Here is a 24397-nt window from a genome sequence, read left to right as displayed (position 1 = left end):
GCCCCGGAATGCACGGGTGGTGTCGGTGACCGCCGTCCTACGGGTCGCGGCTCCAGACCGTCCGATGTCGCCCGCCATGGGGACCACCCGCCCTTTAAAAGATTCCGATCTCAACGGTCGGTGACTTTTGTCAACAATGGGTGACTTGAAGCGTACGCCGGGTCGCGGCCTCAAGTCAACAGCGGCTGACATAGAGTCTGGGGATGGGTACGAAGAGGCCTCGAAACGCAGCTCAGACCCGCGCCGACATCCTCGCGTCGGCGCGCCGCCGTTTCGCGACGGAAGGTTTCGAGCGCACCACCTTGCGGGCCATCGCTGCGGATGTCGGCGTGGACGCTGCGCTGGTGATCCGCTACTTCGGCAGCAAGCAGGACTTGTTCGCCACGGCGACCGAATTCACCATCAAGCTGCCCGACCTGACCAAAGCCGACCCTGGCGACATCGCGGACATGTTGCTGCCGCGCTATTTCGCGGTGTGGGAAGACGACCAGTCGTTCCTCGCGTTGCTGCGGGCGGCGATGACAAGCCGGGTCGCGGCGGACACGCTCAACGAAACTTTGGCCACGCATGTCGCGCCGACGCTGAGGGGCGCCACGCCGGACCATCACCTGCAGCGGATTGCGTTGACGGATGCGTTCGTCATTGGGCTTGCCGCGACGCGATCCGTGCTCGGCACACCGATAGCCAACCTCAGCCGCGAAGAACTCAGCCGCTGGGCGGGTCCGGTCTTTCGGCAGCTACTAACTGGGCCGGCCCCGTCGTAATGTCGCGCTGGCCGTAATGGGGCGCCACCCGTCTCGATGTGTGGGGGTGGCGCAGAGCGGTTTCCGAATACATTTCGAGCATGTTGGACGTCGACGGACGCAAGGTGTTCGCCGTGGCCGCCGGCAGCGGCGAGCCCGTGCTGCTGCTGCACGGGTACCCGCAGAGCGCGTCCTGCTGGCGCCACCAGATCCCGGCGCTGGCCGAGAAGCACCACGTCGTGGCGCCCGACTGGCCCGGATTCGGCCGGTCCGATCCGCCGTCGACGCCGCCGACTTACGACAACGAGGTCGACCGCATCGAACGGCTGGTGCAACGGTTGGGGTGGCAACGATTCAACCTGTGCGCGCACGATTACGGCGGCTTCATCGGACTCGGCTACGCCATCCGCCACCCCGACCGGGTGCGACGGCTCGCGCTGCTGAACACCAGGGCGCACGGAATCTTCCGTCCGTGGTTCTACCGGTTCTCGTTGGGGGAGCACCGGATCGCGACCCGTCCCGTGCTGGCCGCGGCCGCGCGGCGGCTGCCGCTGGCCGCGCTTCATCACCTGGCGCTGTCCCGTTACCGAAGACTCGGCTGTTTCGATACCGCGCTGGAAGCCGAGTACCTGGGCTGGATGAGGACAGCGGAAGGCCGGCGCACGTTTTGGGAGTTCTTCGCCCACTACCCGGTGCCCGCCGTCGGTTGGCTTGCCGACGGGCTCGCGAGTATCCGGTGCCCGGTCGCGGTCATCTGGGGTGAGCGTGATCCCTACATCCCGTTTGGCACGGCGCGCGAACTCGCCGACCGCATTCCCACCGCCAGGCTGGTTCACTTGCGCGGCGCCGACCACTACGTCATGGAGGAGCGCCCCCGCGAGGTGACCGACGCGCTGGTCACCCTGCTGAATGCGGCCCCCGTCCCTAACCCGTGACCGTCATCTGATCGTTGCTGCTGGCCCACGACCGGGCGAAGAGGTCGATCGGCACCTGTTCGTCGCGGCCCTCCTCGCTGCCGCTGTCGTTGAGGTGCACGATGCCGGCCGCGGTGTCGACGCCGGTGACCACGACGGCGTGGTTGGCTTCCGGTTGGCCGTCGGGGGTCTTGTCCTCGACGGGCTCGCGCCAGATGACTTCGGAGTTGACCCCGACGATCACCTTGCGGCCCTTGGCCAGATCTTGCTCGAGCGCCGACATACCGGTCGGGACACCGGTCTTCGCGGCGCTCTCCTCGTCGGTGGAGGTGGCGCGGATGCCGTAGTGCGCGAGGAGCGCCGGCTCGTCGTCGAACGAGGTGCCGGCGCCGGGTTTGCGCTTCTTCGGCTTGGTGTAGATCGGTCCGGCATGGACGGTGCTCGGCGCGGCCTGGGCCAGCTTGACGATGGCCTGCTCGGAGGGCGGCTTGCCGGTCAATTCACCGACCACGTCGGCGACCGCCATCTCGACGCAGTCGTCGTCGTATCCCTGGTAGCGCCAGAACGGGGCGGCCGCCGCGGGGTTGCCGTACAGCGTGCCCGCGCCGCGCGGCGGGTCGGGCGTGGCGTGCGCGCTGACCACCGCCGGGCCCAGCGCGGTGGCGGCCGCCAGCAGGGCCACGCCCGCCGCCCGGGCCGCGGTCGCAGTGCGGGTGCCGATCATGCCGTGAATATCTGAGGAGAGTGGCGCGGCGTTACTTTGTTGAGATGCCACGTCCGATGCGCTTCGACGTCAGCGACGCCGTCGGCGAGCAGGCCTGGCTGGCGGGCACCTACTACCCGGCGCTCCGCGGCGCCGACGCCCTACTCGTCTGCCTGCCGGGCGGCACCTACAGTCGCGACTACTGGGACCTGAAGTTCCCCGGCCGCAGCGGCTACAGCTTCGCGGATTTCGCCACCGAGAACGGCTACGGCGTGGTGACGATCGATCCGCTGGGCACCGGCGAAAGTGCCAAGCCGGCAAGAGATTTCGATTTCACCGACATCGCCGCCGCGCTCGCGCGGGCCGTCTCCGCGCTGCCGGAGGCGACCGGCGAGCGCGCGCCGGTGCTCGCCGTGGCGCACTCGCTGGGCGGTTACCTCGCGATCGTTCAGCAATCGCTGTTTTCCAGCTACGCGGGCCTGGCGGTCCTCGGCTGCACCAACCAGTACGTCGCGCCGCTGAACCTGGATGCCGGCTTCATCGCCCGGGCGGCCACCGCCGAGGGCCGCGCCGAGCTGGCCCGGCAGATCGTCGCCGCCCTTCCCGAGCCCTATGCCGAGGGCCCGCGCGAGTACTTGCAGAGCTGGTTTCACCTGGCCGATGTGCCCGCCGACGTCGTGGCGGCGGACTGTGTCACCGCAAAGTCGGTGGTACCGCGGGTATTCGGCACCGCAATGATCCCCGGCGTGGTCGCCGAGCACGCGGCACAGATCGACGTTCCGGTGCTCGTCGGCTTCGGTGTCGTCGACGGCTCACCGGACCCACGCGCGGAGGCCGGCCTGTATCGCCGCAGCCCCGACCTCACGACCGTCGTGCTTCCCGAAAGCGCGCACTGCCACAACATGGCGTCGAGCCGCCAGCTGCTGTGGAGGCGCGTGCTCGATTGGGCCGCGACCGTAAGGTGTGCGTCGTGACCCAGACTCTCGATGCACGGCTCGCCCGTTTTACGCCCTCGGTGCTCAGCCTTTTTCGGTTCGTCTACGGCTTGCTGTTCGCCGCTTGTGGCTCGATCATCCTCTTCGATTGGCCCGTCCGTCCGGCCTTTCCCGCGGGGTTCGGTACCTGGCCCACCTGGTATGCCGGCCTGATCGAGTTCGTCACGGGGCTCTTGATCGGGGCCGGGTTGTTCACCCGCCCCGCCGCTTTCATCGCGTCGGGGCAGATGGCGGTCGCCTACTTTTGGATGCACCAACCGAAGGCGCTGTGGCCGGTCGGCGAACCACCTGCGGGCAACGGTGGGCTGCTGGCGATCCTGTTCTGCTTCGCGTTCTTCCTGCTGGTCTTCACCGGCGGCGGGCGCTACTCGATCGACGCCCTGCGCGCCGGGCGCGCTACACCGCGCAGTGCGGGTGCGGTTCCGGGTCGAAACACGTGACGGTTCCGTACGGGCAGCGCGGCAGGTAGATTCCGCCGCCTTTCCGCCAGCCTTTCCGGACCAGCTTTCTGGCCAGGTAGCGCGACGCCGTCAGCGCCTTGGCTTTCTCCGGCGCGGGGTAAAGGCGGGGGTTGTCGTAGGCGTCATAGATGTCTTCGGCGAGCGCGTCGATGAGTTCGATGACCTCGCGAGGTGTGGCCATGCCCCATCAGGTTCCCGTTTCGATGACCAGGGAATCTTGTCATCGACAGGTTTATTTCATCCGGTGATAATGGCATTCTCTGTATTCGAGAAGCTGTTTCCGCGGGCGCAGGAGAGGACATCCGAATGGGCGCAGACCGACGATGCGACGGGCTGGTCGCGCTCGTCACTGGAAGCAGCCGGGGGCTGGGCAAGGCGATCGCCGAGCGGCTCGCCGCGCACGGTGCCACGGTGGCGCTCACCGCCCGCACGATGGAACCCGACGCCAAGTACCAGGGATCCCTGAGCCAGACCCGCGACGAGATCGTGGCCGCCGGTGGCCGCGCCGTCGCGGTCCAGGCGGACCTTTCGCAATCGGAGGAGCGCAAAAGGCTTTTCGCGGAGGTGGTGAGCGCCGTCGGCTCCCCGGACATCCTCGTCAACAACGCCGCGGTCACGTTCCTGCGGCCGCTCGACGGCTTCCCCGAGCGGCGGGCCCGGCTGATGATCGAGATGCACGTCCTCGGCCCGCTGCACCTGAGCCAGTTGGCGATCCCCGCGATGCGGGAGCGGGGGCGGGGCTGGATCCTCAACCTGACGTCGGTGGGCGGCGACCTGCCGCCGGGGCCCCCGTTCTCCGAATTCGACCGGACCGCGGGCTTCGGGATCTACGGCACGGCCAAGGCCGCGCTCAACCGGCTCACCAAGAGCCTCGCCGCCGAGTTGTATGACGACGGCATCGCGGTCAACGCCGCCGCCCCGTCCAACCCGGTCGCGACCCCTGGGGCCGGCACCCTGGACCTGGCCAAGACCGACACCGAGGACATCGAACTGATCACCGAGACCGCCTTTCGGTTGTGCACCTGCGACCCGAAGACGATGACCGGGCGCATCGCGCACACCCAGCCCTTCCTGGCGGAAGTCGGCTGGTCGAAGCCGGTCGGCTAGGTGACCGAGCTCGACCTGGACGAGCTGCGGGGGCGACTCGCGGCCGCGGGCGTTGCCGGCCTCGCCCCGCTGGCCGGTGGCGCGTCCAGCCTCACGTTCTCCGGTGAGCGCGACGGCCGGGCGGTGGTGATCAAAGTTGCCCCACCCGGGGTGGCGCCGGTAGCACACCGCGACGTGCTGCGCCAGGCGCGCGTCATGAAAGCGCTTGCCGGGAGCCCAGTTCCGGTCCCCGAGGTGCTCTGGGAGAACGCCGGCGCCCCACCGCTCTTCGTCATGTCGCGCGTCGAAGGCGACTGCGTGGAGCCGCTTTTCGACGGTTGCCCGCCGGCCGCCGACCTGGCCGGGCGTTATCGCAACGCATGCCGCGTCATGGCCGCCCTGCACCGGTTGTCACCGGCCGACCTCGGATTGGGGGGCGAACCGGTCATGGAGCCGGCCGCGGAAGTGCGGCGCTGGTCGGGGACCCTGCAGACCGTCGACGCGGCGCTGGTGCCTGGCTGGCCGGCGGTGCGGGACGCGTTGTTGGCGTGCGCCCCAACGGCCGTGGGCGCGAGCGTGGTTCACGGGGACTTTCGGCTGGGCAACCTGCTGGCGGACGGCGACCGGATCAACGCGGTGATCGATTGGGAGATTTGGGCGATCGGTGACCCGCGCATCGACGTGGGCTGGTTCCTGATCAACTCCGACCCGGACACCTACCGCCGCGTGCGATCGCCCGGCATCGCGCCACCTACCGGCGAGCTTGCCGACACCTACCAAAGCGAGTTGGGTTGCAAGATAGCCGATTTGAGCTGGTTCAGCGCGCTGGCGTGCTTCAAGTCGGCCGCCACCTGGGCGCTGATCGTCAAGCACAATCGCCGAAGACGCTCTCCGCGAACCGAATTGGAAGCGATGGCGGCCGTGTTGCCGAGGCTGCTGGAGCGAGCGCTGTTAATGCTGGGCTAGCACTGGATTAGCGGCACCGCACGAACATGTTTTCGCAGTACATCCCGGCGCCACCCCAATCGGCTGACGGGGCGCCTTCGTCGCGCGGATCCGCCGACAGCGCTGGAGTGTCCGCGACGATGAGATCGACTATTCCGGGGCCCGCCGGCACCAACGGGTCTGAATCGGCGTGCGCTACGCCGGTGCCGCCCGCGAGGACCATGAAGCTCATCGCTGCAGCCAGCGAACCCCAAGCGAACGTGCGAAGCTTCATCGTTGCCCTCCCTGTCTTCTGCGCAGTCTAGCGCTGCGGCAAATCAAGCGGCACGGATTTCTCCAGCGTCCCGACGCGATATCGCGGACCAGTTACGGACGGACAACGACTTCGACCGGGCGCGCAGCAAATTCCATGATCCGATGCGCGCAACGCCTACGGTGTCGCGCGTGAGAACGGTAACCGCAGTCGTACGCTGCACCGCGGTTATCGCGGTTTGTCTCGCCACGATGGTGACCTCGGCACCGGCGGTAAGCGCCGACCCGGACGTCGACCCCGTTGCCGCAACGGCCCCGGCACCGGAAGGCGGCGTGCCATCGAATCCTCCCGCAACCCTGACCACTCCCGACGGCTGGACGCTCGGCCTCGGCGCTAAGGACGAGTCGCAGATCCCCGTGGCGCCGTTGACCACCGCGGTCTCGTCTCGTGAATACCTGGCTAGCGGAACGTTCGTCGGCTCCCTGATCGGTTCGGAGCCACCCCGGGGCACCCTCGAGGTGGGCTACGAGATCGGTTGTGGAATCGACATGAGCACGTCCAACGGCGTCACGATGGCCGGTAGCGCCGGCGTCAACCCAGGCGTCGGCTTTCCGTTGGCCGGTGGTTTCATCCCGCTGGTGACCGTGCCGATCAACGGCGTGATCACCGTGGGGCTCAAGCCGGGGCTAGTGATCGTGGTGCCGGTGGTCAAGAAGCAGTTCAAGGGCCCGAGTCCCTGGGTGATGATCAGCAACTTCCACGTCAAGATCGACGGATGCGTGGGGCAGTCGTTCATCCGCTCCTATGCGACGCTGACCCGCGAAACCGATCAATCCGACGTGGTGCTGTCCTACGTCGGCGTCACCAAAGCCGTCTAGGGCCGATGGTGGAGACCTGCTTCGCCCGGCTCCGCCGCGCTCGCGATCGCCTAGCTATAAGCGATGCCCGCCAGCTTGTCCGCGAACTTCGCCTCGGCGGCCGCGCGCAGGCGGAGCAGGTGTTCGGAGGGGAACAGGTCGGGCGCGGGTTGACGGTCCTTCAGCAACAGGCGGGCCAGCGTCACCTTGTGCACTTCGGTCGGACCGTCGGCAAGGCCGAGCACGAACGACTCGACCAGGTACTGCACGAAGGGCATCTCGTGCGTGGTGCCCAGCGACCCGTGCAGCTGAAGCGCCCGCGCCGACACGTCGTGTAACACCTTCTGCATCATCGCCTTGACCGCCGAGATGTCCGCCCGCACCGCCTTGTAGTCGTTGAATTGGTCGATCTTCCAAGCGGTTTGCAGGGTCAGCAGCCGGAAGGCCTCGATCTCCATCCACGAGTCGGCGACCATCTCCTGGACCAGTTGCTTGTTGGCCAGGACCTCGCCCTGGGTGTAGCGCGACACCGCCCGCTCACAGATCATGTCGAAGATGCGCCGGACCAGGCCCACCGTGCGCATGGCGTGATGAATGCGCCCGCCGCCCAGGCGGGTTTGGGCGACGACGAACGCCCCGCCGCGCGGGCCCAGCATGTGATCGGCGGGCACCCGCACGTCCTCGTAGCGGACATAACCTTCGCGCCCACCGCCGCCCAGCGGTTGGTATCCCAGCCCGACGTCGCGCATCACGTTGATGCCCGGCGTGCCACCCGGCACGACGAACATCGAGTAACGCTCATACGGGGGCGCCTCGGGGTCGGTCATCGCCATCACGATGATGAACGACGCCATCGAGGCGAACGACGAAAACCACTTCTCTCCATTGATGATCCAGTGGTCGCCGTCGGGCACGGCGGTGGTGCGGAACACCTTGGGGTCCGCGCCGCCCTGCGGCTCGGTCATCGAGAAGCACGACACGATGCGGTTGTCCAGCAACGGCTCCAGGTAGCGCGCCTTGAGCTCGGGGGTGCCGTAGTGCGCGAGGATCTCGCTGTTGCCCGAATCGGGGGCCTGCGAGCCAAAGACGATCGGCGCGCATTCCGAGCGGCCCAGGATCTCGTTGAGTAGCGCCAGCTTCACCTGGCCGTAGCCCGGACCACCCAGGTGCGGACCGAGGTGGGTGGCCCACAGCCCCCGCTCCTTCACGATCTCCTGCAGGGGCGGGATGAGCGCTTGGCGCACCGGATCGCCCAGGTCGTGCGACTCCTTGACGATCAGGTCGATCGGTTCGCACTCGCTGCGCACGAACTCCTCGACCCATTTCAGTTGTTCGGCCCACTCCGGGTCGGTGGAGAAGTCCCACGACATCCGTCGTCCCCTCTCGGTTCGGTCACTGGGACCACTTTTTTCGGCGTTCGGCCGCTTCCTCGGTCGCGTGCGCGAGCACCTGGTTGCGGTTCTCCAGCTCCAGGGCCGACGACAGGCTCGTCGCGTCGGTATTCACCTGCAGCGCACGCTTTGTCAGCTGGACGCCGAGCGGCGCCAGGTCGGAGATCAGCACCGCCAACTCCGTTGCACGCTCGAGCAACCGATCGGATTCGACGATCTCGCTGACCAGCCCCCGTCGATCGGCCTCGGCGGCCGAGACCGTGCGCCCGGTGAGCATCCAGTCGGCCGCGACGCTGGTGCCGACAATGCGGGGGAGGTGATAACTCATGCCCATCTCGGCCCCGGACAGCCCGAGCAGGATGGCGGCGTTGCCGAAAGAGGCTTGCGCCGAACAGATCCGGATGTCGGCGGCGAGGCACAGCGCGAACCCCGCGCCGACGCACGGGCCGTTGACCGCGGCGATGACGGGCTGCGGCAACCGGTGCACCCCGTCGGCGAGCGCGGCCATGCCCTCCTGGAAGCGCATCCGGTCCAGCGCCGGGGCGGTCGCCTCCGGCACGTTCGGCCCGAAGTCGCGCATGTCGATCCCGGCGCAAAAGCCGCGCCCGGCGCCCGTCAGGACAACGGCGCGCACCGCCCGGTCGACCCCCAAATCGCCCAGCGCCGTGGCCAATTCGGTCTGCATGACCCCGTTAATCGCATTGAGCCGCTCCGGGCGGCTCAACCGGACGACGACGACGCCGTCGCGGGGCCGGTCGAGTTCGAGCATGTGTGGCACCCACCGATCGTAAAGCGTCTCTCGGTCTAGGAGAATAACCTTCTCCGAAATCGCGAAGCTATTCTCGTCACATCAGTCCCAGCGCAGAAGGGATCGGCTTTCTGCCCGCCTCACAGCGACAACGCGACGAGTTGGCCGCCAGTCACGTTGGCCGCCGTGCGCAGCCGTTGTCGCTATGAGGCGGGCACAAAGGATGGTCCTCCGGCGGCGTGACTGGTGTGACGAATGTGGCCATGAAGCGGAACGCCTTGGATCGCAACCTAATTCGGGACGGGTCGATGATGGCCGATAATGACGCATAATCCGTCGCGCAGCGGGTAGCCCGCCGCCATGACCAAGATCGGATACTTCCTGTCCAGTGAGCAGTTCGGCCCTAAGGAACTGGTCGATCAGGCCAAGCGCGCCGAGGCGGCCGGCTTCGACGCGCTGTGGATCTCCGACCACTTTCACCCGTGGAACGACGAGCAGGGCCAGAGCCCGTTCGTGTGGGGCGTGATCGGCGCGCTGTCGGAGGCGACGTCGCTGCCGGTCAGCACGGCCGTCACCTGCCCGACCATGCGGACGCATCCGGCGATCATCGCGCACGCCTCGGCCACCGCGGCCGTGCAGCTAGACGGCCGCTTCGTGCTCGGGGTGGGCAGCGGGGAGGCGCTCAACGAGCACATCCTGGGCGACCCCTGGCCGTCCGTCGGCGTGCGCCAGGAGATGCTCGAAGAGGCAGTCGAGGTGATCCGCAAGCTGCACCGGGGCGACGAGGTGAGCCATCACGGCAAGCACTTCGAGGTGCAGGAGGCGCGCATCTACACGCGGCCGGAGCGGCCGGTGCCGATCTACGTCTCCGGGTTCGGGCCCCAGGGCGCCGAGCTGGCCGGGCGGATCGGTGACGGATTCGCACTGGCAATGCCCGAGGCGGAGCTGGTCAAGGTGTTTCGCGAGTCCGGCGGTGGCGACAAGCCGGTGCAGGCCGGCACCAAGGTCAGCTGGGATCAGGATCCCGACGCCGCGCTGAAGGTGGCGCATCGGTTGTGGGCCAACGAAGGGTTGCCGGGGCAGACGTCGCAGATTGTGCCGCGGCCCAAGGACTTCGCCGCGCTGATGTCCTTGGTTCCGCCGGACAAGGTCGCCGAGAGCGTCGCGTGCGGACCGGACCCGGACAAGCACGTCGCGCAGGTGCGCAAGTACCTCGACGCCGACATCGACGAGGTCTACGTGCAGCAGATCGGCCCCGACATGGACGGGTTCTTCGCGGCGTGGGAGCGCGACGTGCTGCCCGCGCTACGCGGCTGAGCCTCAGGCGAAGTCGGTGCCGGTGGTGAGGTGTTCCCACTTCGCGATCTCGGCCGCGCGGGCGTCCGCGACGTAGCGGTAGAGGCCCAGGGCGTCGGGACCCAGCAGCAGGAATCCCGGGGGCTCACCCGACTCGACCGCGGCGATGATTGCGGCGGCCGCCTTGGCGGGGTCGCCGGCCTGGTTCCCGTGCATCGTGTCGTTTTCCTTGCGGCGCTGCCCGGCGGTGCCCGCGTAGTCGTCGATCACCGTGGCCGTCTGCGCGAGCGAGCGCCCGGCGAAGTCGGTGCGAAACGCGCCGGGTTCGACGACCGTCACCGAGATGCCCAGCGGCGCGAGCTCCCCGCGCAGTGCCCCGCTCATCCCCTCGATGGCGGCCTTGGCGGCCGCGTAGTACCCGGATCCCACCGGGGTAACGGTCGCGCCGATCGAGGAGATGTTCACGATCGCCCCGCTGCGGCGGGCCCGCATCCCAGGCAGGACGGCCTTGATCATCGCGACGCCGCCGAAGAAGTGCGTCTCGAACAACTCGCGCACCGTGGCGTCCTCGCCTTCCTCCACCGCCGCGCGATAGCCGTAGCCGGCGTTGTTGACCAGAACGTCCACGCCGCCGAACCGCTCGTCGGCCTGCCGCGCCGCGGCGGCGACCTGCGCGGGATCGGTGACGTCGAGCGCGACGGCGAGCACCCGCTCCGTCGGCCCCAGGTCGGACACCTTCGCGACGTCACGCGCGGTGACGACCGCGTTGTGCCCAGCGGCGATGACGGCCTCGGCGAGTGCGCGGCCGAGCCCGGTCGAGCAGCCGGTGATGAGCCAGGTGGACATGACGTGTCTCCTTCCGTCGGGGCGCAACTCAGTCCAGCAACGCGCGGCCCACGATCTGCGGGTCCGGCTCGCCCACCACTTCGTGGTCCTTGTCGTCGTAGTCGGACTTGGCCAGAACGTAGCGCATCGCGTTGATCCGGGCGCGCTTCTTGTCGTTGCTGCGCACCACGATCCACGGGGCGGCGTCGGTGTCGGTCGCGGTGAACATCGCCTCCTTGGCCGCGGTGTAGTCGTCCCATCGGGTCACCGACTCCATGTCCATCGGCGAGAACTTCCACTGCCGCACCGGGTCGACCAGCCGGATGGCGAACCGGGTGCGTTGCTCGGCCGGCGAGACCGAGCACCAGAACTTCGTCAGGTCGATCCCGTTGTCGACCAGCATCCGCTCGAAAAGCGGTGCCTGCTCCATGAATTCGGCGTATTGCTCGGGCGTGCAGAAGCCCATCACCCTTTCGACACCGGCGCGGTTGTACCAGGAGCGGTCGAACAGCACGATCTCGCCGCCGGCCGGCAGGTGGGTGATGTAGCGCTGGAAATACCACTGCGATTTTTCGCGATCGCTCGGCTTCTCCAGCGCCACCACCCGCGCGCTGCGGGGATTGAGATGCTCCATGAACCGCTGAATGGTCCCGCCCTTGCCGGCGGCGTCGCGGCCCTCGAACACGATCACGTGCCGGGCGCCGGTGCGCTTGGCGTGGTTTTGCAGCTTCAGCAGCTCGATCTGCAGCCTGCGCTTCAGCCGCTCGTATTCGTCGCGCGGCATGCGGTGGTCGTACGGGTAGCGCTCGCGCCATGTGTCGACGTGGTTGCCGTCCCGGTCGAGCAGGACCGGGTCGTCGTCGTCCTCGTCGTTGACCGTGTAGCCGTGTTCGTGGGTGGAAAGGGCGTCCAGATCTATCTCTGCCATAGTCCGGGGTATTCCCGGTGCGGCATCGATTCATCAACCCGCGGCGGCGCAGCGCTCCAGCCGGAAGGTGCGCTTGAAGCCGGCCGGCTGCGTCGTCAGCGTCACCTCGACCGCGCCGCTCGGGGCGACGACGTAGCGTTCTTCGACGTCCGGGCCCTCGCTCCACCGCCCGACCGGCTGGCGGCCGAGGTCGTCGCGGTCGCGCAGGGCTGGGTCGAACGGGAAGAGCACCGGGTCATACGGCGTGACGTCGCCGTCGGGCCGCCCGTCGATCAGGCGGCTGCACTCCACGAAGCGGAAGTGTCCGATGTTGTGCGCCGCCCGGTAGGTGCGGCTGACGACCAGCGGCGTGCGCCCGTCCGCCGGAAGCGACGCGTCCTTGGGCACGATCGGGTCGAAGACCACGTCGGTGCCGGCCTGCGCCTCGCGGAAGACCCCGAAGTGCCGCGAAAAGCGTTCGGACAGCGCGAAACCCGCTTCCTTGTCGAGGAAGACCGCCAGGCCGATGGCCGTGGCCGCGAACGGGTGCGGGGAGCGCTTGACCCGCTTCTCACCGAAGGCGCTGCGCAGCATCCGGGCAACCAGCGGGAAGCCCCCGGCGCCGCCCACCACGTAGATGCCCGCCACCTCCGACCAGTCCACGTCCTTGCCGTCCCGGGTCGGCCCCTGCAGGACGCGCTGCAGCAGTTCGGTCGTCTGGTCCACGAGCGGCGCACACACGGAGTAGACGTCGTCGATGCCGCAGGAGAACGGGGGCCGGTCGACCGCGTCGATTCCGGTGAGGTCCACCAGGAAACGGCGCGTCTGCGGCCCGACGGCCTCCTTGCGGGCGGCGCACTCGTCCTTGAGCAGCTCGCGCGTGGCGGGGCCCGCCCCGTTCAGGTTCAGCCGGTCGAGGACGAGGTCCACGATCGCCTCGTCGAAGTCGTCACCGCCGAGGCGCTGGATGCCCTCGCTGACCACGACCTCGTTCTCGTGCCCGGTCATCCGCAGCAGCGACGCGTCGAAGGTGCCGCCGCCGAGGTCGTAGATGAGGACGTGCTCGCGCTTGGCGGTGATCGTGGAGCGGTACCGGTGCGCATACTCGAGGCTGGCGGCCGACGGCTCGTTCAGCAGCGCGACGACATGGAAACCCGCCGCGACGAAGGCGTCCAGGGTCAGCAGGCGCTGGGCGCTGGAGGCGTTGGCCGGCACGCTGATCGCGGCCTCGATGGTCTCGCCGGGCGCGAGGGTGGCGTTGGACCGGGTTTGCAGGTCGCTCTTCAGTTGCGCCAGAAAGCCGCTGAGCAGGTCGGCCAGGCGATGGTCACGGCCGGCCACGTGCACCTCGGTCTGCGGACCCGCCTCGTTGAGAAGGCGTTTGAACGATCGCAGCAGCGACCACCCCGGCTCGTGGCGGACGGCGGCGGCGTCCAGCCCGAACCGCAACCTCCCGTCGGTGTGGGCCGCGATGAGCGACGGCCAGGCGTCCAGGCCGTCGAACGAGATGACCGGATAGTTGCCCCGGTCGACGGCCGCAACGACGGTGTGGGTGGTGCCGAAGTCGATACCGAGCCTCATCGCGCAATATTAGGACCGCGGCACGGCCGGAGGCATCAACCTTTACGGGCGTGGGCGATCAATCCTCGAAGTGACGGTTGTAGTCGCTGCGCTCGAGCCACCACTGCAGGCTGTAGGTCCCCTTCGCGATCATGAGCATCAGCACCGCGGAGGCGAAGGTGACGATCAGGTTCACAGTCGTTCCATTTCTCGTGCCATGAGCGAGTTCTCGAGGAATCCGTACTGCCTCGGGTAGTGCCTTCGCGGCGGGCCCGGTTCATCCGCCGAGGTCATGAGCGTGCGCCGCACGATTGCGACGAACCGGCGGCCGATGCGCTGGCGGCGCGGCCCCAGCGCCGCGGCGGTGCCGAACACCACCTGCTGCGTGCTGATCAGGACTTCGGCGGACGACACCTCGACCGTGGGCGGCTGGCTTGTGCGCTGTTTGACGGGATCGGTTGTTCTCGCGAGTCCCGTTGGTGATGCCGGCATTTCGTCTATCTCTTTTCGATGCGGTGGTCCCGTGACCGGATGAACCGGGCGTTGGTGAAATCACCGTAAGAGCGACGAGCGGCATTCGTCGTGAGTAGTCGACTACCCCTTTGCCTCGACGGCGCCGGCTGCAGACTTCGCGCCCCACTGGCGTTGCACCTCCCGCTCGGCGGGGGTGGGGATCAGCCCGGCGGGTGCGAACCGTTTCGACGGCACCGGGTCGTCCTCGGTCAACGGCCGTCCGCCACCGCCGATCGCCCTGAGCGCGACGGCGATTCCCGCGACGAACACGATCACGACGACCAACGCGAAGAGGATCGACAGGGTGCCCTGAATGGCGGTGTTCCTGATGACCTCGTCGAGTTGGCGGGCGTTCTTCGCGGCACCGAACGCGGTCTTGCCGGCATGTTTGGCCGCCAGGTACTGGGAGTGCTGGGTCCAGTAGCCGACGGCGGGATCGCCGGAGAAGATCTTCTGCCACGACGCGGTCAGCGTGACGGCCAGGTCCCACAGCAGCGGAATCCCCGGGATCCACGCCCACCTCAGCAGGCCCTTCTTGATGACCACGACGGTGATGACGGTCAGCGCGATCGCCGCGAGCAGCTGGTTGGCGATGCCGAACAGGGGGAAGAGGGTGTTGATGCCACCCAGCGGATCGGTCACCCCCATCAGCAGGGTGCTACCCCAGGCGGCGACGACGGCGAGGCTGCACAGCCACACGCCAGGCCGCCAGCTCGGGTTGCGCAGCTTGGCCAGCGGGCCGCCGAAGTTGCCGAGCGTGTCGGAGAGCATGAAGCGGTTGACCCGGGTCCCTGCGTCGACAGTGGTCAGGATGAACAGCGCCTCGAACATGATCGCGAAGTGATACCAGAACGCCTTGAGCCCGGCCCCGCCGAACACCCGCTGCAGCACCTCGGACATGCCGAACGCGAGCGTCGGCGCCCCGCCGGTGCGCGACACGATGGACTTCTCGCCGACACTGGCGGCGGCCTGGTTGATCTGGTCCGCGGTGGCCGGTGCGCCGGACAGGCCGAGCTTGTTGACGTATTGCGCGGCGGTTGACGCGGTGCCGCCGGTCTGCGCGGCGGGCGCGTTGAGGGTGAAGTACAGGTGCTGGTTGATGATCGACGCGGTGATCAGCGCCATGACCGCGACGAACGACTCGGTGAGCATGCCGCCGTAGCCGATCAGCCGCATCTGGCTTTCTTTCTCCAGCATCTTCGGCGTCGTCCCGGACGAGATCAGCGAGTGAAATCCTGATAGGGCGCCGCACGCGATCGTGATGAACAGGAACGGGAACAGCGATCCGGCGAACACCGGACCGTTGCCCCGGGTGGCGAACTGTGAGACCGCGGGCGCCTGCATCATCGGCTGTGCGATGCAGATGCCGACCGCGATGAGCCCGACGGCGCCGACCTTCATGAACGTCGACAGGTAGTCGCGCGGCGCCAGCAGCAACCACACCGGCAACACCGACGCGGCGAGGCCATAGATGATCAGGCACCAGCACAGGGCGACGGGGGACAGGGTGAACCAGGATGCGCCCCAGGATGTTTCGGCGACCCAATTGCCGGACGCCACAGCGAGCAGCAGTAGCACGAAGCCGATCACGGACACTTCCGACACCCGCCCTGGCCGCAGGAACCGCAGGTAGCAGCCCATGAACAGGGCGATGGGGATGGTCATGGCGATGGAGAACACCCCCCACGGGCTCTTGGCCAGAGCCTGCACCACGATCATTGCCAGCACCGCGATCAGGATCACCATGATGACGAGCACCCCGAGGAGGGCGGCGGCCCCGCCCACCGCGCCCAGCTCGTCGCGGGCCATCTGGCCCAGGGAACGGCCGCGGCGCCGGGTGGATATCCAGAGCACCAGGTAGTCCTGCACGCAGCCGCCGAACACCGCGCCGGCGATGATCCAGATGGTCCCGGGCAGGTAGCCCATCTGGGTGGCCAGCACCGGGCCGACGAGCGGCCCGGCCCCCGCGATGGCGGCGAAATGATGCCCGAACAGCACGCGCCGGTCGGTGGGCACGTAGTCGGTGCCGTCGTCGAGCACCTCGGCCGGGGTGGCGTGGTCGTCGCGCGGACGCACGATCTTCATTTCGACCAACCGGGCATAGAACCGGTACCCGATGATGTAGGTGCAGATCGCCGCGACCACGAACCAGATAGCGTTCACCGTCTCGCCGCGCGCGGTGGCGATGATCGCCCAGGCGATGGCGCCGATCACGGCGATCACGCCGAAGACGGCCTTGTGCCGGGCGGTGATGGGGGACCGGTCGATGATCGCGACCGGCGGTAGTTCTTCGAGAGTGTGGATGAAGCTGACGCCTTTGTCGTGCTCTTTGATTGCCACGGCGAAAACCCTACGCGCGCAAGGTTGACAATTCCTGTTTGCAAGGGAGTTTTAGTACAGCGCCCGCACCGCGTCGATGGTGTCGGCGTCGGCGGGGCCCTTGTCGTCGCGGTAGCGCACCACCCGGGCGAACCGCAACGCGAGGCCGCCGGGATAGCGCGACGACTTCTGCACGCCGTCCAGGGCCACCTCGACCACTTGCTCGGGCCGCAGCTGCACGACGTAGGAGTCGGTACCGCTTAAGGCGAGTTCGCCGAACCGGGTGGTCTGCCAGTCCAACATCGCATCGGTCATGCCCTTGAAAGTCTTTCCCACCATCACGAATTCGCCGGTGGCCGGGTCGCGGGCGCCCAGATGGATGTTGGAGAGCTTGCCGCGGCGGCGCCCCGATCCCCACTCGACGGCGAGCACCACCAGATCCAGGGTGTGCACTGGCTTGACCTTCAGCCAGCCCGCGCCGCGGCGCCCCGCCAGGTACGGCGCGTCGGGCGACTTGGCCATCACCCCCTCGTGGCCGGCGGCCAGGGTGGCGTCCAGGAAGGCGGCGGCCCGCGATGGGTCCGACGTCAGCAGCCGGTCCACCCGCTGTGCGGGCGGCACCAGGGCGTCCAGGGCGGCCAACCGGTCGGCGGTCGGCGCGTCCAGCAGGTCCACGCCGTCGCGGTGCAGGATGTCGAAGAAGAACACCGAAAGTCGTTGGGCGGCAAGGGCCGCCTCGATGTCGACGGATCGGCCGAAGCGAGAGGCGGTGACCTGGAATCGATGTGGCCGGTTGTCGGCCCGCAGCGCGATCGCCTCGCCGTCGGCGATCAGGTCGGTGGCCGGCAGCGCAAGCGTCGCCTCGACCACCTCCGGCAGCCGGGCGGTGACGTCGTCGAGGCTTCGGGTGTAGACCGTGACCTGGTCGCCGGAGCGGTGGATCTGCACTCGCGCGCCGTCCAGCTTCGCCTCGAAAATGCTTGTGCCGCCGTGTCTTTCGAGCGCATCGGCGACGCCCGGCGCGGTCTGGGCCAGCATCGGGCTGACCGGCCGGCCCACCCGCAGGGTGAACGCGTCCAGCGCAGCGGCTTCCCCGGACAGGGCGGCCGCGGCCACCGCCGGCAAGTCCCCGCCCAGCATCGCGGCGCGTTGGACCGACGCGGTGGGGAGCCCGGCGGCCTTGGCCACGGCATCGGCCATGATCCCGGCCAGCGCCCCCTGGCGCAGCTCGCCGCCGAGCAGGCGCAGCAGGAAGGCCTGCTCGGTTTCGGTCGCGGCGGCGAACAGCGCATCGAGGATTTCGGCCCGCCGCGCCTGCGCTCCCTTGCCCGACACCGCCCCGATCTCGGCGAAGGTGGCGTCGACTCCGGTGACGGTCAGGGTCGGGTCTGATGCCGGCGGCGGCCGGGACCGCAGCGACGCCCAGCCGACCCCGATCTGGCGCTGCCGCAGCTCACCCGACAGCCACGAGACGATGATCGCCGCCGCCTGCGGGTCGGCGCCGGCGCGGCGCAGCAGCTCGGCGATGTGGGCAACCTTGGCCAGCCGCGACGACGTCGCGCCTACATTAAGCGAGGTGCTTGCCACGTCGAGGAGGAGCACGCCGACCAGCTTGGCATGGCTCTTGAACAAGGCGGGGTCAACCCCGCCGGACGGACACGCTAGCGTGCCTAGGAAACGTTACAAATTTCATGGATTCTGACAAGCCTTAAAGGAGGCCCGGATGGAGATCAACGGAAAGAAAGCCGTCGTCATCGGCGGTGCGTCGGGCATGGGTCGCGCCAGCGCCGAACTGTTCGCCGAGCGGGGCGCCGACGTCGTCGTGCTCGACCGTGAGGGTTCCGACGGCAAGGCCGTCGCCGAGGGATTCGGCGGCGCGTTCTACCCCGTCGACGTCACCGACTTCGCCGGCACCGAGGAAACGCTGCAGACCGCGGTCGACCAGCTGGGCGGCCTGCACGTCATCGTGACGACCGCCGGCGGCGGCATCGCCAAGCGGACGATGACGAAGTCCGGTCCGCACGACCTGGAGTCCTTCCAGTCCGTCATCGATCTCAACCTCATCGCGACCTTCAACGTCAGCCGGCTGGCGGCCGCCCACATGGCCAAGAACGAGCCCGAGGACGAGGAGCGCGGCGTCATCATCAACACGGCGTCGATCGCCGCCTTCGAGGGCCAGATCGGGCAGGTCGCCTACACGGCCGCCAAGGCGGGCATCGCCGGCATGTGCCTGACCATGGCGCGCGACCTGGGTTCGCTGGGCATCCGCGTGCTCGCGATCGCGCCCAGCCTGTTCGCCACCGGGTTGACGCAGGGCATTCCGGACGAATTCGCGGCGGCGCTCACCAAGGACGCGGCCTTCCCCAAGCGCCTCGGCCGGCCCATCGAATACGCCAAACTGGCGGCGGCCATCGTGGACAACCCGATGCTCAACGGCCAGTGCCTGCGGTTGGACGCCGGGCAGCGCTTCGCGCCGAAGTAGCCACCCCGCCGCGGGCCTGCCCGGGGAATAAGTACACTCTTTAGGCAGCCGCCCCGCTCCCCCTCGGAGCGGGGCAGGCAGTCAGCCCGGTAGCGAGGAGGCCCCTCATGGGTATCGCCCTGACCGACGACCATCGCGAACTCGCCGGGGTGGCCCGCGGGTTCCTGACCGCGCAGAAGGCGCGCTGGGCGGCGCGCTCGCTGCTCGACGCGCCCGACGAGTCCCGGCCCCCGTTCTGGCACGACCTGGTGGAGCTCGGCTGGCTCGGCCTGCACGTCGAGGAGGAGCACGGTGGCTCCGGCTACGGCCTGCCCGAACTCGTCGTCGTCGTCGAGGAACTCGGCCGCGCGGTGGCACCGGGACCGTTCGTGCCGACCGTGATCGCCTCGGCGGTGATCGCCAAAGAGGGCAGCGCAGAGCAGAAGTCGCGGCTGCTGCCCGGCCTGATCGACGGAACCGTCACCGCGGGCATCGGCCTGGACGGCGAGGTGCGGGTCGACGACGGCGTGGCCGACGGCGACGCCGGGATCGTGCTGGGCGCCGGTCGTGGCGAGCTGCTGGTGGTCGCCGCCGGTGACGATGTGCTGCTGCTGGACCGGGCGCGCGACGGCGTGTCGGTGGACGTGCCGGACAACCTCGACCCGACGCGGCGTTCCGGGCGCGTGCGCCTGAGCGGCGTGCGCGTCACCGCCGACGATGTCCTGCCGGGCGCGCGCCCCTCCGCGCTGGCCCGGGCCCGCACGGTGCTGGCCGCGGAGGCCGTCGGCGGCTCGTCGGACTGCGTCGAGGCCGCCGTCGCCTATGCCAAGGTGCGCCAGCAGTTCGGCCGGACCATCGCGACGTTTCAGGCCGTCAAGCACCACTGCGCGAACATGCTGGTGGCCGCTGAGTCGGCGACCGCCGCCGTGTGGGACGCCTCGCGCGCGGCGGGGGAGGACGAGGACCAGTTTCGCCTTGCCGCCGCGGTGGCCGGCGCGCTGGCCTTCCCGGCGTATGCGCGCAACGCCGAACTCAACATTCAGGTGCACGGGGGCATCGGCTTCACCTGGGAACACGACGCCCACCTGCACCTGCGCCGGGCGCTGGTGACCACGGCGCTGTTCGGCGGGGACGCCCCGGCCGCCGATGCGTTCGAGCGCACCGCGGCCGGCGCCGTGCGCGAGAACAGCCTGGACCTGCCGCCCGAGGCCGAGCAGCTGCGCACCCGGATCCACGCGGACGCCGCCGAGATCGCGGCCCTGGACAAGCAGGCGCAGCGCGACAAGCTGATCGAGACCGGCTACGTGATGCCGCACTGGCCCAAGCCGTGGGGGCGCGGCGCCGACGCGGTGGAGCAGCTGGTGATCGAGGAGGAGTTCCGCGCCGCGGGCATCAAGCGGCCGGACTACGGGATCACCGGCTGGGTGATCCTGACCCTGATTCAGCACGGGACGCCTTGGCAGATCGAACGATTCGTGGAGAAGGCGCTGCGCAAAGACGAGGTCTGGTGCCAGCTGTTCTCCGAGCCGGATGCGGGGTCGGACGCGGCGTCCATCAAGACCCGCGCCACCCGGGTCGACGGCGGCTGGAAGATCAACGGGCAGAAGGTGTGGACCAGCGGCGCGCACTACTGCGCGCGGGGCCTGGCCACCGTGCGCACCGACCCCGACGCGCCCAAACATGCCGGCATCACCACCGTGATCATCGACATGAAGGCGCCCGAAGTCGAGGTGCGGCCGCTGCGGCAGATCACCGGCGGCTCGGATTTCAACGAGGTGTTCTTCAACGACCTGTTCGTCCCCGACGAGGACGTGGTCGGCGAGCCCAACACCGGATGGACCGTCGCGCGGGCCACGCTCGGCAACGAACGCGTCAGCATCGGCGGCAGCGGGTCGTTCTACGAGGGCCTGGCGGAAATGCTCATCGACCTGGCCAAGCAGCGGCCGGATCAGTTGGCGGGGGCCAAGATTCGCGTGGGCAACTTCCTGGCCGACGATCACGCGCTGCGGCTGTTGAACCTGCGCCGCGTCGCCCGCAGCGTCGAAGGGTCGGGCCCGGGCCCGGAGGGCAACGTCACCAAGCTGAAGCTGGCCGAGCACATGGTCGAGGGCGCCGCGATCTCGGCCGCCTTGCTGGGTCCCGAGGTCGCGCTGGCCGACGGGCCGGCCGCGCTGGCGGCCCGCATGATCATGGGCGCGCGCGGCATGTCGATCGCCGGCGGCACCTCCGAGGTGACCCGCAACCAGATCGCCGAGCGGATCCTCGGGATGCCGCGCGACCCCCTGATCAACTAGCTTTCTTTCGGCGAGCAGACGCAAAAATCGCACCGGAATCGAAAAATTCGTGCGATTTTGCGTCTGCTCGCGCGGGTTAGGCCGGCGCGAATTGCGGCGCGCCGCCGCTGCCCTTCTCCGGGTGAATCGCGACCGGCATCCCGCACGTGACCGAATCCGGTTCGCAGCCAACGATGTTGGCGGCAACCCGCAGCCCGCTCTGTTCGGCGAGCTCGACGATGGCGATCACGTAGGGCCTCGGGATGTCCGGGTTGTACGCGTGGTGGTTCACGGTGTAGGTGAACACGGTGCCCCGTCCCGACACCGGCCGCGCCACCAGCGGGCCGCCGCAGTCCCGGCATTCGCCGGCCGCCGGGTGCACCCAGCGCGCGCACGCGTCGCAGTGTTCGATGAGCAACTCGCCTGACACGGCCAATACAGTACACTCTATTGGTTTGGTGTGGGCGGCGGGTTGCTTGGACGGATGGTGCACATGACCTACTTCGAAAAAGACGCGATCATCTCCGGCCTCGGCATCTCGCGCATCGGCCGTCGCACCGGGATCCCGGGCCTGGAACTGACCATGGAGGCGGTGCGCGGTGCCATCGCCGACGCCGGCCTGTCGCCGGCCGACATCGACGGGATCGCCACCCTCGGCGACACCCCCGCCGCGGACGTCAACGCCGAACTGCGCATCGAGGCGGCCGACTGCGGGGCCGGCTTCGGCACCGGCGGCCTGCTGAGCCCGGTGATGTCGGCGTGTCGCGCGGTCGCCGAACGACGCGCGCACCACGTGGCGATCTACCGGACGATACAAATGCTCGGCGGGACGGTCCCGGTCAAGCGGGAGGAAAACGCGCCCGCGCCTGCACTGGCGCGAATGTTCGAGACGCCCGAAGGCGCGCCGAAGCCGGCGGTCGGCGCGATGGACGACGTCAACGACCTGGTCGCGGCCCACGCCTATTCCGCCGCGAACTGGCTGGCGCTGAACTGCCGCCGCCACATGGAGCTGTACGGAACCACCAAGGAACAGCTGGGCTGGCTGGCGCTCAACGGCAGACGCAACGCCGCGCTGAATCCCCTTGCGGTCTACCGCGAACCGATGACCATGGCCGACTACCTTGCGGCGCGGCCGGTCTCGACGCCGTTCGGCCTGCTGGACTGCGACGTCCCCATCGACGGTTCGATCGCGGTGGTGGTGTCGCACGCCGAGTACGCCCGCGACTGTCCGCACCGCGCGGTGGCGGTGGAGGCGATCGGCGGATCCGACGGTGCGGGCGGCTGGTTCCACCGCGACGACTACCCGAAGATGGCGATGTCGGACGCGACCGCGCAGATGTGGTCGCGCACCCAGTTGACGCCCGCCGACCTGGAACTGGCCGAGTTGTACGACGGTTTCACGTTTCTCACCCTCGCGTGGCTCGAGGCGCTGGGGGTATGCGGCGACGGCGAGGCGGGGCCGTTCGTCGAGGGCGGCGCGCGCATCGCCCGCGACGGCCAACTGCCGCTGAACACCTACGGCGGCCAGCTGTCGGCGGGGCGCATGCACGGCTACTGGGCCTTGCACGAAGGGTGCCTGCAGCTGCGCGGCGATGCGGGGAAGCGCCAGGTGTCGAAACGCCCCGAGGTCGGCGTGGTTTCCGTGGGCGGTGGCCCCGTCGCCGGATGCATGTTGCTCACCTGTTGAGATAGCTTGTGGCACAGCGCGATTGGAGTCCCGCGGACAAACTCGCCGCGCAAATTGCCCGCCGCATCGAGGCGGACATAGTCCGCCGCGGCTGGACCGTCGGCGAATCGCTGGGCTCCGAACACGCCCTGCAACAGCGGTACGGCGTGAGTCGATCGGTGCTGCGGGAGGCCGTTCGCCTGGTCGAACACCACCAGGTCGCCCGGATGCGCCGCGGACCGGGCGGCGGGCTGCTGATCTGCCGGCCGGACGCCGGCCCGGCCACCCGAGCCGTGGTGATCTACCTCGAGTATCTGGGCACGACGCTGGTCGACCTGCTCAACGCGCGCCTGGTCCTCGAGCCGCTGGCGGCCTCGCTTGCGGCGGAGCGCATCGACGAAGCCGGCATCGACCGGTTGCGGTCGGTGTTGCGGGCGGAGGAGCAGTGGCGACCGGGCCTGCCGGCGCCGCGCGACGAGTTCCACATCGCGTTGGCGGAGCAATCGAAAAGCCCCGTCCTGCAATTGTTCATCGACATCTTGATGCGGCTCACCACGCGCTACGCCCTGCAGTCGCGGGCCGACTCGTCGACCGAGGCGATCGAGGCGGTCGAGCACATGCACCGCGACCACTCGCGACTCGTCGCCGCCGTCACCTCCGGCGACGCGGCCCGGGCCAAGACGCTTTCCGAACGGCATGTCGAAGCGGTGACCTCCTGGCTGCAGCGGCATTACCCCGGCGAGGGCACCCCGCCGCGCGGGGCGCGCCGGCTGCGGGCGGCGGGCCTGTCCCTCGAAGGTGACGCGCCTTCCGGCAAGCTCGCCGAGATGCTGGCCGTCACCGTCGGCGACGACATCGCCGCCGACGGCTGGCAGGTCGGCTCGGTGTTCGGGACGGAGACGGCCCTGCTGGAGCGCTACCGGGTCAGCCGCGCGGTGTTCCGGGAGGCGGTGCGGCTGCTCGAATATCACTCGGTCGCGCGGATGCGGCGCGGACCGGGCGGCGGCCTGATCGTCGCCACGCCGCACGCCGAGGCCAGCATCGACACCATCGCGCTGTACCTGCAGTACCGCAGGCCGACGCGGGAAGACCTGCGCTGTGTTCGCGACGCCATCGAGATCGACAACGTCGCCAGAATCGTCAAGCGGCGCAGCGAGTCCGAGGTGGCGGCGTTTCTGGCGACCCGTCCGGACAGCCACGCGGGCGACGTGCGCAAGGCCGTCGCCGAGGAGGCCCGCTTCCACCTCGGATTGGCCCAGCTGGCCGGCAACGCACTGCTGGATTTGTTCCTTCGCATCATCATCGAGCTGTTTCGCCGGCACTGGTCCAGCACCGCGCAGACGGAGCCGAACTGGGCCGACGTCGTCGCCGTCGAGCACGCGCATCTGCGGATCCTGCAGGCGATCGAAGCCGGCGACGACAGCCTCGCCCGCTACCGCATCCGTCGCCACCTCGACGCGGCGGCCTCGTGGTGGCTCTAG

At 68.9% G+C, this 24397-nt stretch carries 24 protein-coding genes; 12 read left to right on the top strand and 12 right to left on the bottom strand.

Annotated elements, in window-relative coordinates; genetic code table 11:
* Positions 1 to 203: 203 nt before the first annotated feature.
* Both AWB92_RS09100 and AWB92_RS09095 read left to right on the top strand, forming a co-directional pair.
* Entirely contained in the window at positions 204 to 764 is a 561-nt protein-coding gene (locus AWB92_RS09100; protein WP_085185035.1) for a TetR/AcrR family transcriptional regulator, read from the top strand.
* Positions 765 to 844: 80 nt separating this feature from the next.
* Complete coding sequence (locus AWB92_RS09095) at positions 845 to 1678, top strand: alpha/beta hydrolase (RefSeq protein WP_085185034.1); 834 nt, start codon at positions 845 to 847, stop codon at positions 1676 to 1678.
* Here AWB92_RS09095 and AWB92_RS09090 read toward each other — a convergent pair.
* Entirely contained in the window at positions 1668 to 2381 is a 714-nt protein-coding gene (locus tag AWB92_RS09090) for a hypothetical protein (RefSeq protein WP_085185033.1), read from the bottom strand. The two genes, AWB92_RS09095 and AWB92_RS09090, sit on opposite strands and share 11 nt — an antisense overlap.
* A gap of 44 nt (positions 2382 to 2425) precedes the next feature.
* Here AWB92_RS09090 and AWB92_RS09085 point away from each other — a divergent pair, with 44 nt between their 5' ends.
* Both AWB92_RS09085 and AWB92_RS09080 read left to right on the top strand, forming a co-directional pair.
* Positions 2426 to 3334 (top strand): alpha/beta hydrolase, encoded by a 909-nt coding sequence (locus AWB92_RS09085; protein ID WP_085185032.1) that lies wholly within the window; start codon positions 2426 to 2428, stop codon positions 3332 to 3334.
* Positions 3331 to 3795: a DoxX family protein gene (locus AWB92_RS09080; RefSeq protein WP_085185164.1), complete on the top strand. Its 465-nt coding sequence runs from the start codon at positions 3331 to 3333 to the stop codon at positions 3793 to 3795. The genes AWB92_RS09085 and AWB92_RS09080 overlap by 4 nt, the downstream gene beginning before the upstream one ends.
* Here the strand turns inward: AWB92_RS09080 and AWB92_RS09075 are convergent.
* Positions 3752 to 3997: a hypothetical protein gene (locus tag AWB92_RS09075; RefSeq protein ID WP_085185031.1), complete on the bottom strand. Its 246-nt coding sequence runs from the start codon at positions 3995 to 3997 to the stop codon at positions 3752 to 3754. The two genes, AWB92_RS09080 and AWB92_RS09075, sit on opposite strands and share 44 nt — an antisense overlap.
* Positions 3998 to 4122: 125 nt before the next feature.
* Here AWB92_RS09075 and AWB92_RS09070 point away from each other — a divergent pair, with 125 nt between their 5' ends.
* Together AWB92_RS09070 and AWB92_RS09065 are read left to right on the top strand one after the other, a co-directional pair.
* Positions 4123 to 4923, top strand: coding sequence for an SDR family NAD(P)-dependent oxidoreductase (locus AWB92_RS09070; RefSeq protein WP_085185030.1), 801 nt, complete (start codon positions 4123 to 4125; stop codon positions 4921 to 4923).
* Positions 4924 to 5868, top strand: coding sequence for a phosphotransferase family protein (locus AWB92_RS09065; protein ID WP_085185029.1), 945 nt, complete (start codon positions 4924 to 4926; stop codon positions 5866 to 5868).
* A 7-nt stretch (positions 5869 to 5875) separates the two neighbouring features.
* Here the strand turns inward: AWB92_RS09065 and AWB92_RS09060 are convergent, their stop codons facing one another.
* Positions 5876 to 6121: a hypothetical protein gene (locus AWB92_RS09060; RefSeq protein WP_142282008.1), complete on the bottom strand. Its 246-nt coding sequence runs from the start codon at positions 6119 to 6121 to the stop codon at positions 5876 to 5878.
* A gap of 230 nt (positions 6122 to 6351) precedes the next feature.
* Between AWB92_RS09060 and AWB92_RS09055 the strand changes: the two genes are divergently transcribed.
* Positions 6352 to 6978 carry an MspA family porin gene (locus AWB92_RS09055; protein WP_068139662.1) on the top strand — a complete coding sequence of 209 codons (627 nt, stop codon included), beginning with the start codon at positions 6352 to 6354 and terminating at the stop codon, positions 6976 to 6978.
* Between the two features lie 50 nt (positions 6979 to 7028).
* Here AWB92_RS09055 and AWB92_RS09050 read toward each other — a convergent pair whose 3' ends face one another.
* Positions 7029 to 8327 (bottom strand): acyl-CoA dehydrogenase family protein, encoded by a 1299-nt coding sequence (locus AWB92_RS09050; protein WP_085185026.1) that lies wholly within the window; start codon positions 8325 to 8327, stop codon positions 7029 to 7031.
* 22 nt (positions 8328 to 8349) lie between these two features.
* Positions 8350 to 9117, bottom strand: coding sequence for an enoyl-CoA hydratase-related protein (locus tag AWB92_RS09045; RefSeq protein ID WP_085185025.1), 768 nt, complete (start codon positions 9115 to 9117; stop codon positions 8350 to 8352).
* Between the two features lie 339 nt (positions 9118 to 9456).
* On the opposite strand from AWB92_RS09045, the gene AWB92_RS09040 reads away from it, so the two are divergent.
* Positions 9457 to 10413, top strand: coding sequence for an LLM class F420-dependent oxidoreductase (locus tag AWB92_RS09040; RefSeq protein ID WP_085185024.1), 957 nt, complete (start codon positions 9457 to 9459; stop codon positions 10411 to 10413).
* A gap of 3 nt (positions 10414 to 10416) precedes the next feature.
* On the opposite strand, the gene AWB92_RS09035 is transcribed toward AWB92_RS09040, so the two are convergent.
* The 6 genes from AWB92_RS09035 to AWB92_RS09010 form a co-directional block, all read right to left on the bottom strand.
* Positions 10417 to 11238, bottom strand: a complete 822-nt coding sequence (locus tag AWB92_RS09035; protein ID WP_085185023.1) for an oxidoreductase — start codon at positions 11236 to 11238, stop codon at positions 10417 to 10419.
* Between the two features lie 28 nt (positions 11239 to 11266).
* Positions 11267 to 12145, bottom strand: a complete 879-nt coding sequence (gene ppk2 / locus AWB92_RS09030; RefSeq protein WP_085185022.1) for a polyphosphate kinase 2 — start codon at positions 12143 to 12145, stop codon at positions 11267 to 11269.
* 33 nt (positions 12146 to 12178) lie between these two features.
* Positions 12179 to 13705: an Hsp70 family protein gene (locus AWB92_RS09025; protein WP_085185021.1), complete on the bottom strand. Its 1527-nt coding sequence runs from the start codon at positions 13703 to 13705 to the stop codon at positions 12179 to 12181.
* Positions 13706 to 13876: 171 nt separating this feature from the next.
* The gene (locus AWB92_RS09020; protein ID WP_085185020.1) at positions 13877 to 14176 is read right to left on the bottom strand and encodes a hypothetical protein; all 300 of its coding nucleotides are present in this window, start codon (positions 14174 to 14176) and stop codon (positions 13877 to 13879) included.
* Between the two features lie 102 nt (positions 14177 to 14278).
* Entirely contained in the window at positions 14279 to 16537 is a 2259-nt protein-coding gene (locus AWB92_RS09015) for a carbon starvation CstA family protein (RefSeq protein WP_085185019.1), read from the bottom strand.
* 51 nt (positions 16538 to 16588) lie between these two features.
* On the bottom strand, positions 16589 to 18118 hold the full coding sequence (locus tag AWB92_RS09010; RefSeq protein WP_085185163.1) for an ATP-dependent DNA ligase: 1530 nt from the start codon (positions 18116 to 18118) through the stop codon (positions 16589 to 16591).
* 121 nt (positions 18119 to 18239) lie between these two features.
* Between AWB92_RS09010 and AWB92_RS09005 the strand changes: the two genes are divergently transcribed.
* Entirely contained in the window at positions 18240 to 18998 is a 759-nt protein-coding gene (locus AWB92_RS09005) for an SDR family NAD(P)-dependent oxidoreductase (RefSeq protein ID WP_085185018.1), read from the top strand.
* Positions 18999 to 19105: 107 nt separating this feature from the next.
* Positions 19106 to 21271 (top strand): acyl-CoA dehydrogenase, encoded by a 2166-nt coding sequence (locus AWB92_RS09000; RefSeq protein WP_085185017.1) that lies wholly within the window; start codon positions 19106 to 19108, stop codon positions 21269 to 21271.
* A gap of 76 nt (positions 21272 to 21347) precedes the next feature.
* Here the strand turns inward: AWB92_RS09000 and AWB92_RS08995 are convergent, their stop codons facing one another.
* Positions 21348 to 21686, bottom strand: a complete 339-nt coding sequence (locus AWB92_RS08995) for an OB-fold domain-containing protein (RefSeq protein WP_085185016.1) — start codon at positions 21684 to 21686, stop codon at positions 21348 to 21350.
* Positions 21687 to 21743: 57 nt separating this feature from the next.
* Here AWB92_RS08995 and AWB92_RS08990 point away from each other — a divergent pair, with 57 nt between their 5' ends.
* Complete coding sequence (locus AWB92_RS08990; RefSeq protein ID WP_085185162.1) at positions 21744 to 22937, top strand: thiolase family protein; 1194 nt, start codon at positions 21744 to 21746, stop codon at positions 22935 to 22937.
* Between the two features lie 8 nt (positions 22938 to 22945).
* A complete protein-coding gene (locus AWB92_RS08985; RefSeq protein WP_085185015.1) occupies positions 22946 to 24397 on the top strand; it encodes an FCD domain-containing protein in 1452 nt (483 codons plus the stop codon).

The sequence above is a fragment of the Mycobacterium sp. IEC1808 genome, from assembly GCF_002101935.1.
Taxonomy (GTDB): Bacteria; Actinomycetota; Actinomycetes; order Mycobacteriales; family Mycobacteriaceae; genus Mycobacterium.
Note: the sequence above shows the minus strand (reverse complement) of the source record. Positions and strands in the feature narration are given on the sequence as shown.